Source organism: Mesorhizobium sp. WSM4836 (assembly GCF_055811815.1).
This window is the reverse complement of record NZ_JBVVQF010000021.1, coordinates 91,375-104,504: the sequence shown is the minus strand read 5'-3', so window position 1 is coordinate 104,504 and position 13,130 is coordinate 91,375. Positions and strand designations below refer to the sequence as shown.

Annotated in this window: 17 protein-coding genes; 9 read left to right on the top strand and 8 right to left on the bottom strand. The window is 64.2% G+C overall.

The genetic code is table 11. From position 1 onward, the window contains the following. Positions 1 to 140 precede the first annotated feature (140 nt). Complete coding sequence (locus tag AC0L2P_RS23270; protein ID WP_473504384.1) at positions 141 to 893, bottom strand: tryptophan 2,3-dioxygenase family protein; 753 nt, start codon at positions 891 to 893, stop codon at positions 141 to 143. A gap of 159 nt (positions 894 to 1,052) precedes the next feature. Between AC0L2P_RS23270 and AC0L2P_RS23265 the strand changes: the two genes are divergently transcribed. Further along, complete coding sequence (locus tag AC0L2P_RS23265) at positions 1,053 to 1,529, top strand: Lrp/AsnC family transcriptional regulator (protein ID WP_473504382.1); 477 nt, start codon at positions 1,053 to 1,055, stop codon at positions 1,527 to 1,529. Between the two features lie 4 nt (positions 1,530 to 1,533). Here AC0L2P_RS23265 and AC0L2P_RS23260 read toward each other — a convergent pair whose 3' ends face one another. Next, on the bottom strand, positions 1,534 to 2,007 hold the full coding sequence (locus AC0L2P_RS23260) for an Lrp/AsnC family transcriptional regulator (protein WP_473504458.1): 474 nt from the start codon (positions 2,005 to 2,007) through the stop codon (positions 1,534 to 1,536). 110 nt (positions 2,008 to 2,117) lie between these two features. On the opposite strand from AC0L2P_RS23260, the gene AC0L2P_RS23255 reads away from it, so the two are divergent. The 5 genes from AC0L2P_RS23255 (at position 2,118) to AC0L2P_RS23235 (ending at position 4,869) form a co-directional block, all read left to right on the top strand. Further along, positions 2,118 to 2,684, top strand: coding sequence for an RBBP9/YdeN family alpha/beta hydrolase (locus AC0L2P_RS23255; RefSeq protein WP_473504380.1), 567 nt, complete (start codon positions 2,118 to 2,120; stop codon positions 2,682 to 2,684). Positions 2,685 to 3,176: 492 nt separating this feature from the next. Then, positions 3,177 to 3,431 (top strand): hypothetical protein, encoded by a 255-nt coding sequence (locus AC0L2P_RS23250; protein WP_473504378.1) that lies wholly within the window; start codon positions 3,177 to 3,179, stop codon positions 3,429 to 3,431. After that, a complete protein-coding gene (locus AC0L2P_RS23245; protein ID WP_023675703.1) occupies positions 3,428 to 3,736 on the top strand; it encodes a hypothetical protein in 309 nt (102 codons plus the stop codon). Before AC0L2P_RS23250 ends, AC0L2P_RS23245 begins: the two co-directional genes overlap by 4 nt. 11 nt (positions 3,737 to 3,747) lie before the next feature. Beyond that, positions 3,748 to 3,930: a DUF3606 domain-containing protein gene (locus tag AC0L2P_RS23240; RefSeq protein ID WP_023675702.1), complete on the top strand. Its 183-nt coding sequence runs from the start codon at positions 3,748 to 3,750 to the stop codon at positions 3,928 to 3,930. Between the two features lie 459 nt (positions 3,931 to 4,389). Further along, positions 4,390 to 4,869 carry a hypothetical protein gene (locus AC0L2P_RS23235; RefSeq protein WP_473504376.1) on the top strand — a complete coding sequence of 160 codons (480 nt, stop codon included), beginning with the start codon at positions 4,390 to 4,392 and terminating at the stop codon, positions 4,867 to 4,869. Positions 4,870 to 5,015: 146 nt separating this feature from the next. On the opposite strand, the gene AC0L2P_RS23230 is transcribed toward AC0L2P_RS23235, so the two are convergent. Continuing rightward, the gene (locus AC0L2P_RS23230; protein WP_473504374.1) at positions 5,016 to 5,921 is read right to left on the bottom strand and encodes a S1C family serine protease; all 906 of its coding nucleotides are present in this window, start codon (positions 5,919 to 5,921) and stop codon (positions 5,016 to 5,018) included. Positions 5,922 to 6,180: 259 nt separating this feature from the next. On the opposite strand from AC0L2P_RS23230, the gene yghU reads away from it, so the two are divergent. Both yghU and AC0L2P_RS23220 read left to right on the top strand, forming a co-directional pair. Further along, the gene (gene yghU / locus AC0L2P_RS23225; RefSeq protein ID WP_473504372.1) at positions 6,181 to 7,068 is read left to right on the top strand and encodes a glutathione-dependent disulfide-bond oxidoreductase; all 888 of its coding nucleotides are present in this window, start codon (positions 6,181 to 6,183) and stop codon (positions 7,066 to 7,068) included. 249 nt (positions 7,069 to 7,317) lie between these two features. Beyond that, on the top strand, positions 7,318 to 7,593 hold the full coding sequence (locus AC0L2P_RS23220) for a hypothetical protein (RefSeq protein ID WP_473504370.1): 276 nt from the start codon (positions 7,318 to 7,320) through the stop codon (positions 7,591 to 7,593). A 171-nt stretch (positions 7,594 to 7,764) separates the two neighbouring features. Here AC0L2P_RS23220 and AC0L2P_RS23215 read toward each other — a convergent pair whose 3' ends face one another. From AC0L2P_RS23215 to AC0L2P_RS23205, 3 genes are all read right to left on the bottom strand, one after another. Then, positions 7,765 to 8,019 carry an exopolysaccharide production repressor protein gene (locus AC0L2P_RS23215; protein ID WP_473504368.1) on the bottom strand — a complete coding sequence of 85 codons (255 nt, stop codon included), beginning with the start codon at positions 8,017 to 8,019 and terminating at the stop codon, positions 7,765 to 7,767. Positions 8,020 to 8,211: 192 nt separating this feature from the next. Then, positions 8,212 to 9,312 (bottom strand): KamA family radical SAM protein, encoded by a 1,101-nt coding sequence (locus AC0L2P_RS23210; RefSeq protein ID WP_473504456.1) that lies wholly within the window; start codon positions 9,310 to 9,312, stop codon positions 8,212 to 8,214. A gap of 246 nt (positions 9,313 to 9,558) precedes the next feature. Next, complete coding sequence (locus AC0L2P_RS23205; RefSeq protein ID WP_473504366.1) at positions 9,559 to 9,693, bottom strand: hypothetical protein; 135 nt, start codon at positions 9,691 to 9,693, stop codon at positions 9,559 to 9,561. A gap of 116 nt (positions 9,694 to 9,809) precedes the next feature. On the opposite strand from AC0L2P_RS23205, the gene AC0L2P_RS23200 reads away from it, so the two are divergent. Continuing rightward, the gene (locus tag AC0L2P_RS23200; RefSeq protein ID WP_473504364.1) at positions 9,810 to 10,241 is read left to right on the top strand and encodes an SAM-dependent methyltransferase; all 432 of its coding nucleotides are present in this window, start codon (positions 9,810 to 9,812) and stop codon (positions 10,239 to 10,241) included. A 61-nt stretch (positions 10,242 to 10,302) separates the two neighbouring features. On the opposite strand, the gene AC0L2P_RS23195 is transcribed toward AC0L2P_RS23200, so the two are convergent. Both AC0L2P_RS23195 and AC0L2P_RS23190 read right to left on the bottom strand, forming a co-directional pair. Further along, positions 10,303 to 11,925: an ABC-F family ATP-binding cassette domain-containing protein gene (locus AC0L2P_RS23195; protein ID WP_473504363.1), complete on the bottom strand. Its 1,623-nt coding sequence runs from the start codon at positions 11,923 to 11,925 to the stop codon at positions 10,303 to 10,305. 226 nt (positions 11,926 to 12,151) lie between these two features. Further along, on the bottom strand, positions 12,152 to 13,057 hold the full coding sequence (locus AC0L2P_RS23190) for a LysR family transcriptional regulator (protein ID WP_473504454.1): 906 nt from the start codon (positions 13,055 to 13,057) through the stop codon (positions 12,152 to 12,154). Between the last annotated feature and the right edge of the window lie 73 nt (positions 13,058 to 13,130).

Sequence of the window (13,130 nt, the reverse complement as noted above, 5' to 3'; positions counted from 1 at the left end):
CGCCGCCCCCCCCCCCCCCCCCCCCCCCCCCCCCCCCGCCCGGCCCCCCCCCCCCCCCAAAACCCACCCCCCCCCCCGCGGGGGCCCGCCCCCCCCCCCCCCCCCCGGCGCGGGGGGGGGCGCGGACCCCGAGCCTGGAGCTACCCCACCTTGGCGCCCGGCTGGCTGATCGGCTCCCGTACCGTTCCATACTGGCTGCCCCAGCGGTCGGTCATCGCGCAGCGTATGTCCCACAGTTCCGGGAAGAAGCGGTGGCGGGCGCCGGCCTCCAGCAATTCGACCGGCCGGCCCTTCAGCGATTTCGCGCCGAGGCCGATCGTGCGGTGGATGAGGTAGAGGTGGTTGGCACGGAATTTCTGGAACAGCTCGTCGAACTCGACCAGCGCTTCGGCAACGACATAGCTGTCGCCGTGATCGTAGCCGGTATCGTAGACGTCTTCGACCGAGAGGCCGCGGCCGTCGAGGTATGACGCCTTGAAGGCTCGCCACAGATCGGGCGGCAGGCGCAGCAGCTGCTTGAAGCCCGGTGATTCCTGGCCGCTGCCATTGCCGAGCTGCAGCCGGATCTGCTGGTATTCCTTGGGCGACATGGTTTCGAGCAGGTCGAGCTGCGCCGTCATCAGCCGCATCAGCCGGTGCACGCGCCCCATCAGCGTGATGATGCGATGCGTGTCCTGCTTTTCCAAGAAATCGACGACATCGACCAGCGTGTAGGCGATGAGCTTCATCCACAGCTCCTCGACCTGATGCACGATCTGGAACTGCAGCTCGTCGGCATTGACCATCTCGGCCAGCGGCTTCTGGCAGGCGAGCAGCCTGTCGCATTTGAGGTAGACGCCATAGTCGCGCATCTCAGGCGTTTCGATGCGGGCATAATGGTCCTGCTTGTCCATGGCCATGCTCCTTGCCCCGGCCGTCGGGCCGCAGGCGCTTGTTGGATCCCGGTCTCCCTGAATCTAATCGCTTTCTTGCCGAACATTGTCCCTTTCTGTTATTCGATTTTCGAGAAAATGAAGGACAAACGCTGCCTCTGAAGCAGATTGGAAGAACGAATGATGCTGGATGCGGTCGACCGGAAGATCGTCGCGGCACTCGAACGCGATGCCCGCATCTCCTTTGCGGCGCTTGCCGACGAGGTCGGCTTGAGCAAGACGCCGTGCTGGAAGCGGGTCAAGGCGCTCGAGGACGCCGGCGTCATCCGCGGCTACTCGACCCGCATCGACCCGGCCAAGCTCGGCTTCGGCATCGAGGCCTTCATCCAGGTGTCGATCGATTTCGAGCTGTCGGACGCTTTCGAGGCGGCGGTCAAAAAGCATCCGCTGATCCGCCGCTGCCACGCCACGACTGGCGAGGCCGACTATCTCCTGCAGATCGTCACCGTCGACATGATGGCGCTCGACAGGATGCTGCGCGAGGAGCTCAGCCGGCTCCCCGGCGTACGGCGCACGATCACCTCGATGGCGATGCGCGAGATCAAGGGTGGCATCTCGTTCGCCAATGCCGTCGGGCATACGCCGACCAAGCGCTAGACGGTCAGGCCCTGGTTATCAATTCGCGTCCCAGCCGCTTCGGTTGCTCGGCGCGCAGAACCACATTTGTCGTCACCGTGCCATAGTGGCCGATGCTGTCGACGATGCTTTCAAGATCGGGCGGTGACGGGACCACGACCTTGACCAGAAAACAATCCTCGCCGGTCACCCGCAGCACCTCGACCACCTCCGGCAATTGGGCGAACTTCTTCAGGCAGGCCTGGATATGCTCATGCGTGGTGCGCAGGCGGATGACCGCCATGGTGCCGAGCCCGAGCGCTGCCGAATTGATCACCGCCTTGTAACCGGTGATGATGGCGCGCTCCTCCAGCCGCTTCACCCGTTCCGAGGTGGCGGGCTGGGACAGGCCGACGCGGCGGCCAAGCTCGGAGATGCCGATGCGGCCATCCTCCTGCATGATCTCGATGATCGCCAGATCGGTGGGATCGAGCCTTGGCCGATAATCGCCGTTCCGCATGATCGCCTTTAATCCATCGGATTTTTTCGCCGCTTTCCGATGATCTCTCATTCCGCCGCCTGGGAGAAGACCTAGAATTGCGCGCCTTGCATCAGGAGAGAAGGCTTCGTATGACTGACCTCATCATTGTGCCGGGCATCGGCGGATCGGGCAAAACCCACTGGCAGACGCATTGGCAGCAGGCAAGGCCCGCGATGCGGCGGTTCAACCCGGCGAGCTGGGACGCGCCGGACTTCGACGACTGGGTGGCTGCGCTGGACACCGTTATAGGCCTGGCAAAGACACCACCCGTGCTCGTCGCCCATAGCCTCGGCTGCCTGCTGGTCGTACACTGGCAGCAGATCTCCCCCCGCGAGATCAGCGGCGCATTGCTGGTCGCGGTTCCGGACCCTGCGTCGCCGGCCTTCCCTTCCTCCGCCCGGGCCTTCGCCGACGCGCCGCAACAACGGCTTCGCTTTCCGTCGCTGATTGTCGCCAGCACCAATGATCCCTACGGCTCGCTGGACTATGTCAGGGCGAAATCCGAGCGCTGGGGCAGCGATCTCCATATCGCCGGACCGCTTGGCCACATCAATGGCGACAGCGGGCTCGGCGACTGGCCGGCGGGAATGCAGCTGCTGACGGCTTTTCTCGGGCAAACGCAAGCAACCGCCCGAGGCGCTGTGCTTCAGCCGTAACCGAACCAGGAACGGCTACCACGCCGCCGCCCTGATCTGGTTTTCGCCGCGGCGCCGCACCTCAGTTCGATGCTGCGGCAGGCGTGCTGAGTTCGAGGAACGGTACTGTCGAACCCGGAATCATCGACTTCGGCAATTCGCCGTTCCATCTCTCCGCTTTGGTCAGTTCGACCAGCAGCGGATTGTTGGCGATTGCGGCGGCGCGAGCCTTGATGGCTTTCGCCTCACCTCACCTTCGATCCTGCGCATTGCTTGGCGTCTCCTTCTCGGCATCGCTTTTGCGCTTCGGGCAATCCTCGTAGTCATGGTCGCGCCCGCCGCAATAGGAGCAGCATTTTGCCGGCGCGTCGGAGCGAAGCATCGTTGGCATGCACAAGAATGCACGAAAACCGGACAGACTGCTAAGGCTGCGGCACCGGCAATGTCGATTTCGCCACGGAACCGCTGCCGCCGCATGAAAGTTATCTGCTCATCCCAACCGGAGCACAGGACATGGCCGACGACCCGAACCGCTACGAGACCGGAGCGAGGAAATATCCGGCAAAGACGCGCCCCGACGCGGCCGACGAATTCTCGCAGGATGCGGCCGGCAACAAGCCGCCGCCCGGCGGCATGGGATTGACCAGGCCGGCTGACGATTTCGACGACAAGACCCGGCATTCGGAAGGCCAGAACCCGCCGCGCGCAGCGATCCGGCCAGACCGCAAGACCACCGCCAGGAAGCCCGGCAAGGACGCAAGACGATGAACGTCGCCAATCTCCAGCTCGAAGGACTGATGATGGCGATCGCGGCCGTCAACAACGCGCTGGTCCACAAGGGCCTGTTATCGGTCGACGAGGTCGACATGGCGTTGCGCCGGGCAGAGGCGGCGATGACCAGCGACGAGCGTCTCTATGAAGACATGTCGCCATCCAACCGCGACGCCGTCTGCTTTCCGCTCAGGCTGCTGCAGGCGGCCAACAATGCCCAGGGCGAAACCGGCGTACCGTCCTTTGCCGAACTGGCCAGGATGGTCGGCCGGACCAAGGAGCCCTATAACGACCAGATGTGATGGAGGACGCCATGGCCGACGACAAATCCAAGACCAAGCAGGATCGCAAACTGGTCTCCGGCGAAGAGCCTTACGAGGTCGCTGCCTTTGCCCGCAAATACGGCATCCCGCAAAGCGAGGCCGCGACCATCATCAAGCGTTACGGCCCCTCGAGGAGGAAGCTCGACGCGCATATGGCTAGCCGCAACGCCTGATCGACTTTTGGCGGCAGCCGCCGTTCACGCCAGAAGCCTCCCTGCCCTGCCGCCTTGTCGAGAGTATCGGCAGCGTCGGCCCGGCGCCGGCCTCTGCTTGCCGCGCCCGCTTCTGCCGGATTCAACGCACGGTTTTGATAGCCGCGGAATACTCTCGCGCGCAATAACTCATTTACCTCGACACTGTACCAGTCCGGTGAGCAAAGCCGGGGGTCGGATGCAGCAACAACGATTGCGCTACGAATGTGTTATGGAGCCGAACGGCCGATGGATGGTGTGGGACATCGTTCACGATCTGCCGGCGCAATTTTCGGAAATCGCGCTGATCGGCCTGAGCCGTCGTGAAGCGGTTTCGCTCTGCCGTTTGCTCAACGAGACAAGCCGCTCCGAGACGCGGCAGAGCCGGGCCTCATAAGAAGCGCTTTCGTCTCAGGCCCGCCCAAGCTCGGGGGATTTCACATGCGATCGGCAATATTCGGTCTGGTCCTATTGCTGCCGACCGCCGCCCTCGCGGAGCCGATCGAGACGCAGAAGATCATCACGGCGGCGACCGGCGACTGGAACGGCGACGGCGCCGCCGATCTGGCGATGATCGTCGAGACCGAGCCCGGCCATCCCATGGACCTGCATTTCTTCCTTAGGGAGCGCGACGGCAATTTTCTCAGACCTGCGGGGGTCGTGCATGAACAGATCTACGGCGAATGGAAGGATTACGACCGGCCGGGTCCCGCCGCATCCGACACCGAGCCCGAACTCACCGCGCTCCCCAACGGCTCGATCAAGCTCTATATCCCGGCGATGGAGATCGGCAGCGAGCGGACCAGCAAGACGCTGACGCTTGCCTGGCGCAACGCCACGTTCGTCGTCGCCGGTTTCGCCTACGAGTATGGGATTACATGGACGACAATGTTGCCGGCGACTGCGACTAGAATGTGCTGACCGGCAAGGCCAAAAGTAGCAGGAAGCTGGCGGACGGCACCACCAGGCACGCGACCGTATCGGTCGAAGGCAAAGTCATCCCATTCGCGGAATGGACCCCGGGCACCGGCTTCAGCGCTTGCGGAGAGTGAACGGTCTCGGTTGCCTCACTGCAGCGGCGGCTTCCATAGCAGGCTGTTGCGATCGGCGGATTTGACGCGCAGCCAGGTTTCGCGGCCGTCGCGCAGCACCCGGAGCGGGATCTCGGCGCCCGCCGGACCGCTCTTCCAAAGCTTGCGATAAAAATCGGCAAGCCCATCGACCGCCGTGTCGCGGACATCCGAGATGACATCGCCTTGACGCAGGCCCGCCTGGGCGGCCGGACCGCCCTCGGCGACGCTCATCACCACGACCTTGCCGTCGCTCTCGGCCGAGAAGGCGCCGAGCCACGGCCGCGGCGGCCTGGCGACCTGTCCGCGCGTCAGCAGATCGTCGAGGATGGGCGGCAGCAGATCGATGGGCACCACCATGTTGATGTCGGCGACCTCGCCGTTGCGGCTCATCTGCAGGCGCAGCGAACCGATACCGAGCAGCCTGCCATCGGCGCCGATCAGGCCGGCGCCGCCCCATGAGGGGTGAGCCGGCGCCGTGAAGATCGCCTCGTCGAGCAGATATTCCCAATAGCCGGCGAATTCCTGCTTGGTGACGATTCGCGCCCGCACGGAGCGGCCGACGCCGTCGCAGAGCACGACGGGATCGCCAATCTTCGCCCTGGACGCATCGCCGAGCGCGATGGCGGGCAGCCCGAGCGGCGCCAGCGCCTGCACCAGGCCGAAGCCCGATTCCTGGTCGTAGGCAAGCGCATGGGCGGGTACCACGCGGCCGTCCTGGTCGGCCAGCCAGACCTCCTCGGCCTCGGTGATGAGATAGCCGATGGTGAGCACCAACCCGTCGCCGCGGATGACCACGCCGCTGCCTTCACGGCGGGTGCCCAGCGCGTCTGCCGTGAAGGCATCTTCGGGGACGGTGGCGCGGACGGCCACGATGGATCGCAAAAGGGGCTCGATATTCATGCTTTGGTTCCCGGCAATGTCCGCAGGCTGATATGGGCTATAGGTATGGCGCAGGTGACCAGGCGCAAGGGGCGGCGCCGGCTTTGCGTGCACCGGCCGCCGCGCCGTTCGCTCCGGGGTTTTGCAACAGCGCCGGCAGCCCTATCTGTACCTACGGCTATCCCCAACTGCCCTATGCAAAGTTCCTCCGCCATTACCCAATTTGAGACGCTGATATTCTCCCCAATCCCCCCAATCCACCTTTCCAAAGGCCTCCCAAATGAACGACTACACAACGGACCAATACACGCCGCCAAAAGTCTGGACCTGGAACAAGCCAAATGGCGGCGCTTTCGCCAGCATCAACCGGCCGATCGCCGGCCCGACGCATGACAAGCAACTGCCGATCGGGAAGCATCCACTGCAGCTTTATTCGCTGGCAACACCGAACGGCGTCAAGGTGACAATCATGCTGGAAGAGCTTTTGGCGCTCGGCCACAGCGGCGCCGAATACGACGCCTGGCTTATCAGGATCAACGATGGCGACCAGTTCGGCAGCGGCTTCGTCGAGGTCAACCCCAACTCCAAAATCCCGGCCATGCTGGACCGCAGCGGGAAAAAGCCGGTCCGCATCTTCGAATCCGGTTCGATCCTGCTCTACCTCGCCGAAAAATTCGGCGAATTCCTGCCGACAGAGCAGCCGGCGCGCGCCGAGGCCCTGTCATGGCTGTTCTGGCAGGTGGGCTCGGCGCCCTATCTCGGCGGCGGCTTCGGCCATTTCTACGCCTATGCGCCAACGAAGATCGAATATGCCATCGACCGCTTCGCCATGGAGACCAAGCGGCAGATGGACGTGCTCGATCGGCGCCTGGCCGAAAGCGAGTTTCTCGGCGGCAGCGAGTACACGATTGCCGACATTGCCGTGTGGCCCTGGTATGGCGGGCTGGCCAAGGGCCGCATGTATGATGATTCCGGCGAGTTCCTGCAGGTGGAGCAGTACAAGAACGTGCAGCGCTGGGCCGGCGCCATCGACGCGCGGCCGGCGGTCAAGCGAGGCCGCATGGTCAACCGCACCTTCGGCGAACCTTCGATGCAGTTGCACGAGCGCCATGACGCCAGCGATTTCGAGACCAAGACGCAGGACAAGCTCGAGGCGGCCAAAAGCTAAGCCGATGACGCGCCGATCTCGCTCGTGGGGAGATGTCCGGCAGGGGAGCGCCGTCCCGCCGACCTGCCCTGGCGATAGTTCAGGCAGCCTTCGGCTGGCATGCGCTAAACGGGAGGCCGCGATCCTTCGCGCCTCCCTCTGCCCTGCGGGGCATCTCCCCCACAAAACCACAAGGGGGAGATTGGCAGCTTCGGCTGGCTCGCCTCCACCGCCGCCTTGCGGCATCCGTTCCGCCGGGAAATCGCCGGCATGGACGAGGAAATCCCAGTCGGGGCGCACGCGCCAAGCGTTGTTGATGGCGACGATCTTGCCGAAGGCTGCCTGGGCCAGGCCGGGCAACGCACCACATCGGGCGCGCTGCCGATCAGCAAGATCACGTTTCCGTCGATCACCACAACCCTCTTCGACCGGCCGAATGCGTCTCGATGCCGCCGGTTGAACCGCTGTATAGCCTCGACGCCGCATCGAAACACCAGCCGGATCAGGCTGACATCAACAAAAGGGAGCTTTGCCAGCCGGTTGTAAAATGTGGCCTCAGGCACCATCGTACAAGCAGCAGGCAGGGTTTTCCTGCTAGCCCAAAAACGACGACATCAGTCAGGCGATATATATTAGTTGACTAAACTAGCGGAACGTCCAATGCACATTCCCAGAACCGAACATGTCCTGTCTAGACCATGATATCTATATGGAACGTTACTGCCTAAGCTGAACGCGACCTCGACGGTTCGGCGGCACCGCCCTTAGACGCCGCGGATTTGCCTCCGCGTTCTTCGCCCCGGATCTGTAGACCAGCCGGACGACGAACAGGAAATATCCAACCTGCATGATGATCAAGGTCAAGATCGTCCAGGCGAACGTCTTCCAGATTGAACCCGTTGCAAAGTAAGTCGAGATCGCCACGATGGACGACGTGGTGGTCAGCCCCACCAGGAACTGTGGAAAGTTCATGATTTTTCTGCGCCGCCCCGGAACTTGCGCCGGGACGAACTCCCCTAACCCATTACCCCGGACCAACGTTTTCACCATTTCAGCGATTGCGCAAGCACCAAATGGATCAGCGGTTAATGCATGCTTCCGTTATCAACAGGGCTGCATCGCACGTCATTCAGGTGGCCCGGCCTGACGGCGGCTGCGCGTCTCCTACTCCCCAACAACTTCCCTATACACCCTCACCGCCCCGTCCTGCCCGCGTATACGCCAGGTCTCCCCGTCCCGCGCCTCGACATAGCACGGGCCGAGCGGCACTTTCCCTCCGCCGTCCGGCAGGTCCAGCACATAGACGGGGTTGCAGATGCCCGACAGGCGCGCCCGCAAGGCGCTGACCAGCGCCTGGCCCTCGGCGATCTTGGTGCGCCGGTGCGCCATGCCGCGCACGAGATCGCCGTGATGCAGGTAATAGGGCTTGACGCCAAGGCGATACATCAGCTCGCGGCACAGCTCTTCCAGCACCTCGACCGTATCGTTCACGCCTTTCAGCAGAACGCTCTGGTTCAGCAGCACGAAGCCGCCCTGCCGCAACGCGCGGCAGGCCCGCTCGGTCGCCTCGGTGATTTCGCGTGGATGGTTGAAATGGGTGACGACCGTGACCATCAGCCGGCCCTGCAAGGCTTGAACCAGCCCGCTGGTGACGCGCGACGGCAGCGCGACGGGCACGCGGGTGTGGATGCGCAACAGCCGCACATGCTGGATCGCCTCGACGCGGGCGCGGATTTCCGTCAGCGTCTTGTCCGGCAGAGAGAGCGGATCACCGCCGGTCAGGATCACCTCGCGGATTTTCGGATGGGACTCGGTATAGGCGAAGGCCGGCTCCAGCGCCTCGCGCGAAAAACCCCGGCCGATCGAGGTCAGCGACTCCTTACGAAAGCAGAACCGGCAATAGACCGCGCATTGATAGGTCGGGAACAGCAGAACCCGGTCGGCATGGCGATGCGTCAATCTCGGCACCGGACTGAAGGCGTGGTCGGCGATCGGATCGTCGAGCTCGCCCTCCTGCTCCGTCAGTTCATCGGGCGACGGGATGACCTGAAGCCGTATCGGATCGGTCGGGTCGCTCCAGTCGATCAGGTCGAGATAGGCCTTGGGAATGCGAACCTTGTGACGCGTGGCCGCGGCTCCGGCCGCCGCGCGCTCGGCTGGCGACAGCGGCAGGGAATCCAGATCGCCTATATGCCGCACCCCCTCGCGAACATCGTCCTGCCATGCGGCATCCGCCTCGTCGGCACGCTCTTCATCGGCTGTCATGCCGGCCGCATCGACGGCCATGCTGGCGTCGGGGATGTCGGGATGTGAGGTCATCGAGGCTCCTTGAATTCGGGCTGGGTTACAGCATTCGAGCCACGTGAAGGCAATAAGCGGTGTTGGGTCGGTTGGAGTGCGCGGCCAGGAAGCGGCGGCCGTCCACTGATCAGAAAGCAACGTCCCGCATCGCGCTAAACATTAGCTTGCTCTTATATTAGCTTGAGCGTATACACATAAACGGCCGGTAATCTACCCCCCACCGGTTAGGCTCGGCGCCAGTCCCTCCCTACCCCTCAGGTCAACGACGCCGGGCCGCTCGGGGTCGCTCGGTCGCCCGCGGTCGAGACGGCCGACCGGATCGTCGAAATCTTCGATATCGATCATGCCCCTCTTCGATCCGGCGCCCAGGCGAACACATCGGCAACGCCAGCGTCTCTCGGCCTTTCCGTCGCCGGCCGCGGCGGCTAATCTCGGATCGCGAACAAGCTGGAGAACAGCGTATGGCGAACGACTTGTCGCCGAGGCTTTTGGCGATCGTCAATGCGCTGCCCTTGCGGCAGGGCATGCGAGTGCTGGAGATCGGCTGCGGACCGGGTGCTGCGGCGCGCGAGATCGCGCGCCGGATCGGCGGCGGGCACGTGCTGGCGATCGACCGCTCGGCCAAGGCCATCGCGCAGGCCGGGGCCGCCTCGCGCGCCGAGATTGCGGCAGGCCGGCTGAGCCTTCGCCAGGTCGCGATCGAGGACTTCGAGTTGGAGGCCGACGAGAAGCACTTCGACATTGCCGTTGCGGTGCGCGTCGGCGCGCTGGACGGGCGTCATCCCGAAGCAGGTAAAATCGCCCTGCGGCGGCTCGGTGCCGCGTTGACCGCGCAAGGCCGGCTGTTCATCGATGGCCGCGATCCGCTGCGCGAAATTGCGATACACGGCTGAGCAGCTCGTGCTTGGCCTCCGGAATCGAGCGTCTACGTGACCGTGAGCGGCAGAGCCGGCCTCAGCTCCGCAACCCCGGCGCCTCCTGCCCGGTGCGCTCGACATATTCGGTATAGCCGCCGCCATAGGTGTGGATGCCGTCGGGCGTCAGTTCCAGCACCCGGTTCGACAGCGCCGCTAGGAAATGGCGGTCATGCGAGACGAACAGCATGGTTCCCTCGTACTGCGACAGGGCCGTGATCAGCATCTCCTTGGTGGCGATGTCGAGGTGGTTGGTCGGCTCGTCCAGCACCAGCAAATTGGGCGGGTCGAACAGCATCAGCGCCATCACCAGCCGCGCCTTCTCGCCGCCCGACAGCACGCGGCATTTCTTCTCGATCTCGTCGCCGGAAAAGCCGAAGCAGCCGGCCAGCGCCCTGAGCGGCGCCTGGCCGGCCTGCGGAAACGCTTCTTCCAGCGTCTGGAACACGGTGCGTTCGCCCTCCAGTACCTCCATGGCGTGCTGGGCGAAATAGCCCATCTTGACGCTCGGGCCGCGCGCCACCGTGCCATTATCGGGCTCGGAAGCGCCGGCCACCAGCTTCAGCAGCGTCGACTTGCCGGCGCCGTTGATGCCCATCACGCACCAGCGCTCGCGGCGACGCACTTGAAAATCCAGCCCCTCATAGATCGAGCGGCTGCCATAGCCCTTGTGCACGTTCTTCAGCGTCACCACGTCCTCGCCGCAGCGTGGCGCCGGCTGGAAGTCGAACGACACCTTCTGGCGGCGCTTGGGCGGCTCGACACGGTCGATCTTGTCCAGCTTCTTCACCCGGCTCTGCACCTGGGCGGCATGTGACGCCCGCGCCTTGAAGCGCTCGATGAAGGCGATCTCCTTGGCCAGCATCGCCTGCTGGCGCTCGAACTGCGCCTGCTGCTGCCGGTCGGCAATCGCCCGCTGCTGCTGGTAGAATTCGTAATTCCCCGAGTAGGCCGTCAGCGAGCCGCCGTCGATCTCGACCACCTTGTTGACGATGCGGTTCATGAACTCGCGGTCGTGCGAGGTCATCAGCAGCGCGCCGTCATAGTTCTTCAGGAACTGCTCCAGCCAGATCAGGCTTTCGAGGTCGAGATGGTTGCTCGGCTCATCGAGCAGCATGGCGTCGGGCCGCATCAGAAGGATCCTGGCCAGCGCCACGCGCATTTTCCAGCCGCCGGACAGCTTGCCGACGTCGCCGTCCATCATCTCCTGGCTGAAGCCAAGGCCGTCCAGCACCTCGCGAGCACGCCCATCCAGCGCGTAGCCGTCGAGCTCCTCGAAGCGGTGCTGCGCCTCGCCGTAGCGGGCAATGACCTCGTCCATCTCACCGGCGCGATCGGGGTCGCCCATGGCGGTTTCGAGTTCGCGCATCTCGGCCGCCACTTCGCTGACCGGCCCGGCGCCGTCCATCACTTCGGCGACGGCGCTGCGGCCTTCCATATCGCCGACATCCTGGCTGAAATAGCCGATGGTGACGCCGCGATCGACCGAGACCTGGCCTTCGTCGGGCTGCTCCTCGCCGTTGATCATGCGAAACAGCGTCGTCTTGCCGGCGCCGTTAGGCCCGACCAGCCCAACCTTCTCGCCCTTCTGCAAGGCGGCGGAGGCTTCGATGAAGACAATCTGCCGGCCGTTCTGCTTGCTGATGCTTTCGAGACGAATCATGGTTTTCCGGGAAGGCCAAAGGAGAGTTCCCGCGCCAATACGCGATAGGCCGCGCTTGCGGAAGCCCGCAGATCATGAGCGCGTGCGCCAAATTGACCGATAAACGGCAGGCCTGTGGAGATGCGGGCTGCCGCCTTGCGCAAGTCGCGTTCCCTCCCACCCCCCTCTTAGATCAAGTCAAAAGGCTGGCTGCCCTCCGCAAAATAGCCGGCGCCCCGGTGCACGATCACGCCCGGCCCGCTGTCCCATCCTCGCCAAAAATCCCGATCACCCAGTCGATGAACACGCGTACCCGCGGCGCGAGCTGGCGGTTCTGCGGGTAGAGCGCCGACAGCGGTGTCGGCGGCGGCGGGTAATCCGACAGCACTTCGACAAGCGTGCCGCGCGCGAAATCCGCGGCGAAGCGGTAATGCGGCGCCTGCACCAGGCCGAAGCCGAGACGCGCCAGCTCCGCCATCGTGTCGGAGCCGTTGACCGTCACCCGGTTGGGCAGCGTGACATAGCGCAACGCGCCGCCAACGGTGAATTCGAGCGGCATGACCTCGCCGGTCCGCGACGAGCGGAAGCCGACCATCCGATGGCCTTTGAGTTCGTCGGGGGTTGCCGGCATGCCGTACTTGTCGAGATAGGCGGGGCTGGCGCAGGTGACTTCGCGCAATGTTGCCACCCGCCGCACGATCATGCCGCTGTCGGCCTGTTCGCCGGAACGCAGCACGCAGTCGATGCCCTCGCGCACCAGATCGACCAGCCGGTCGCCGTCGCCGATATGCAGGTCGATCCCGGGGTAGCGGTCGAGGAATTCGGAGAGCCGCGGCAGGATGAAATGGCGGGCCATGAAGCCGTGCACGTCGATCCTCAAAAGGCCATGCGGTTGCGCCGATTGAAAGCCAGCCTCGGCATCCTCGACATCGGCAAGGATGGCGAGGCAGCGCTGGTAATAGGCCTGGCCGTCCAAGGTCGGGGTGACATGGCGCGTGGTGCGTTCGAGCAGCCTCACCCCCAGCCGCGCCTCCAGTTCCTTGATCGCCTCAGTGGCGGTCGATCGCGACATCGACAGATCAGCGGCGGCGGCGGTGAAGCTGCCGCGCTCGATCACGCGGGCAAGCAGGCGCATCCGGTCGAGACTGTCCATCGCCATTGTTCGCCATATCCGAATGGTGTTGGCAAGTCCCGAGCGATTATCCCGCAGGATTTATCGCCTATTT

What these genes read in the sequence shown, in the direction of transcription:
- AC0L2P_RS23235 (WP_473504376.1), top strand. Translation starts at nt 4,390, where the DNA reads ATGCGATCGGCAATATTCGGTCTGGTCCTATTGCTGCCGACCGCCGCC.
- AC0L2P_RS23250 (WP_473504378.1), top strand. Translation starts at nt 3,177, where the DNA reads ATGGCCGACGACCCGAACCGCTACGAGACCGGAGCGAGGAAATATCCG.
- AC0L2P_RS23200 (WP_473504364.1), top strand. Translation starts at nt 9,810, where the DNA reads ATGGCGAACGACTTGTCGCCGAGGCTTTTGGCGATCGTCAATGCGCTG.
- AC0L2P_RS23220 (WP_473504370.1), top strand. Translation starts at nt 7,318, where the DNA reads ATGGACGAGGAAATCCCAGTCGGGGCGCACGCGCCAAGCGTTGTTGAT.
- AC0L2P_RS23195 (WP_473504363.1), bottom strand. Translation starts at nt 11,925, where the DNA reads ATGATTCGTCTCGAAAGCATCAGCAAGCAGAACGGCCGGCAGATTGTC.
- AC0L2P_RS23255 (WP_473504380.1), top strand. Translation starts at nt 2,118, where the DNA reads ATGACTGACCTCATCATTGTGCCGGGCATCGGCGGATCGGGCAAAACC.
- AC0L2P_RS23205 (WP_473504366.1), bottom strand. Translation starts at nt 9,693, where the DNA reads ATGATCGATATCGAAGATTTCGACGATCCGGTCGGCCGTCTCGACCGC.
- AC0L2P_RS23240 (WP_023675702.1), top strand. Translation starts at nt 3,748, where the DNA reads ATGGCCGACGACAAATCCAAGACCAAGCAGGATCGCAAACTGGTCTCC.
- AC0L2P_RS23270 (WP_473504384.1), bottom strand. Translation starts at nt 893, where the DNA reads ATGGACAAGCAGGACCATTATGCCCGCATCGAAACGCCTGAGATGCGC.
- AC0L2P_RS23230 (WP_473504374.1), bottom strand. Translation starts at nt 5,921, where the DNA reads ATGAATATCGAGCCCCTTTTGCGATCCATCGTGGCCGTCCGCGCCACC.
- AC0L2P_RS23190 (WP_473504454.1), bottom strand. Translation starts at nt 13,057, where the DNA reads ATGGACAGTCTCGACCGGATGCGCCTGCTTGCCCGCGTGATCGAGCGC.
- AC0L2P_RS23215 (WP_473504368.1), bottom strand. Translation starts at nt 8,019, where the DNA reads ATGAACTTTCCACAGTTCCTGGTGGGGCTGACCACCACGTCGTCCATC.
- AC0L2P_RS23265 (WP_473504382.1), top strand. Translation starts at nt 1,053, where the DNA reads ATGATGCTGGATGCGGTCGACCGGAAGATCGTCGCGGCACTCGAACGC.
- AC0L2P_RS23260 (WP_473504458.1), bottom strand. Translation starts at nt 2,007, where the DNA reads ATGCGGAACGGCGATTATCGGCCAAGGCTCGATCCCACCGATCTGGCG.
- AC0L2P_RS23245 (WP_023675703.1), top strand. Translation starts at nt 3,428, where the DNA reads ATGAACGTCGCCAATCTCCAGCTCGAAGGACTGATGATGGCGATCGCG.
- AC0L2P_RS23210 (WP_473504456.1), bottom strand. Translation starts at nt 9,312, where the DNA reads ATGACAGCCGATGAAGAGCGTGCCGACGAGGCGGATGCCGCATGGCAG.
- yghU (WP_473504372.1), top strand. Translation starts at nt 6,181, where the DNA reads ATGAACGACTACACAACGGACCAATACACGCCGCCAAAAGTCTGGACC.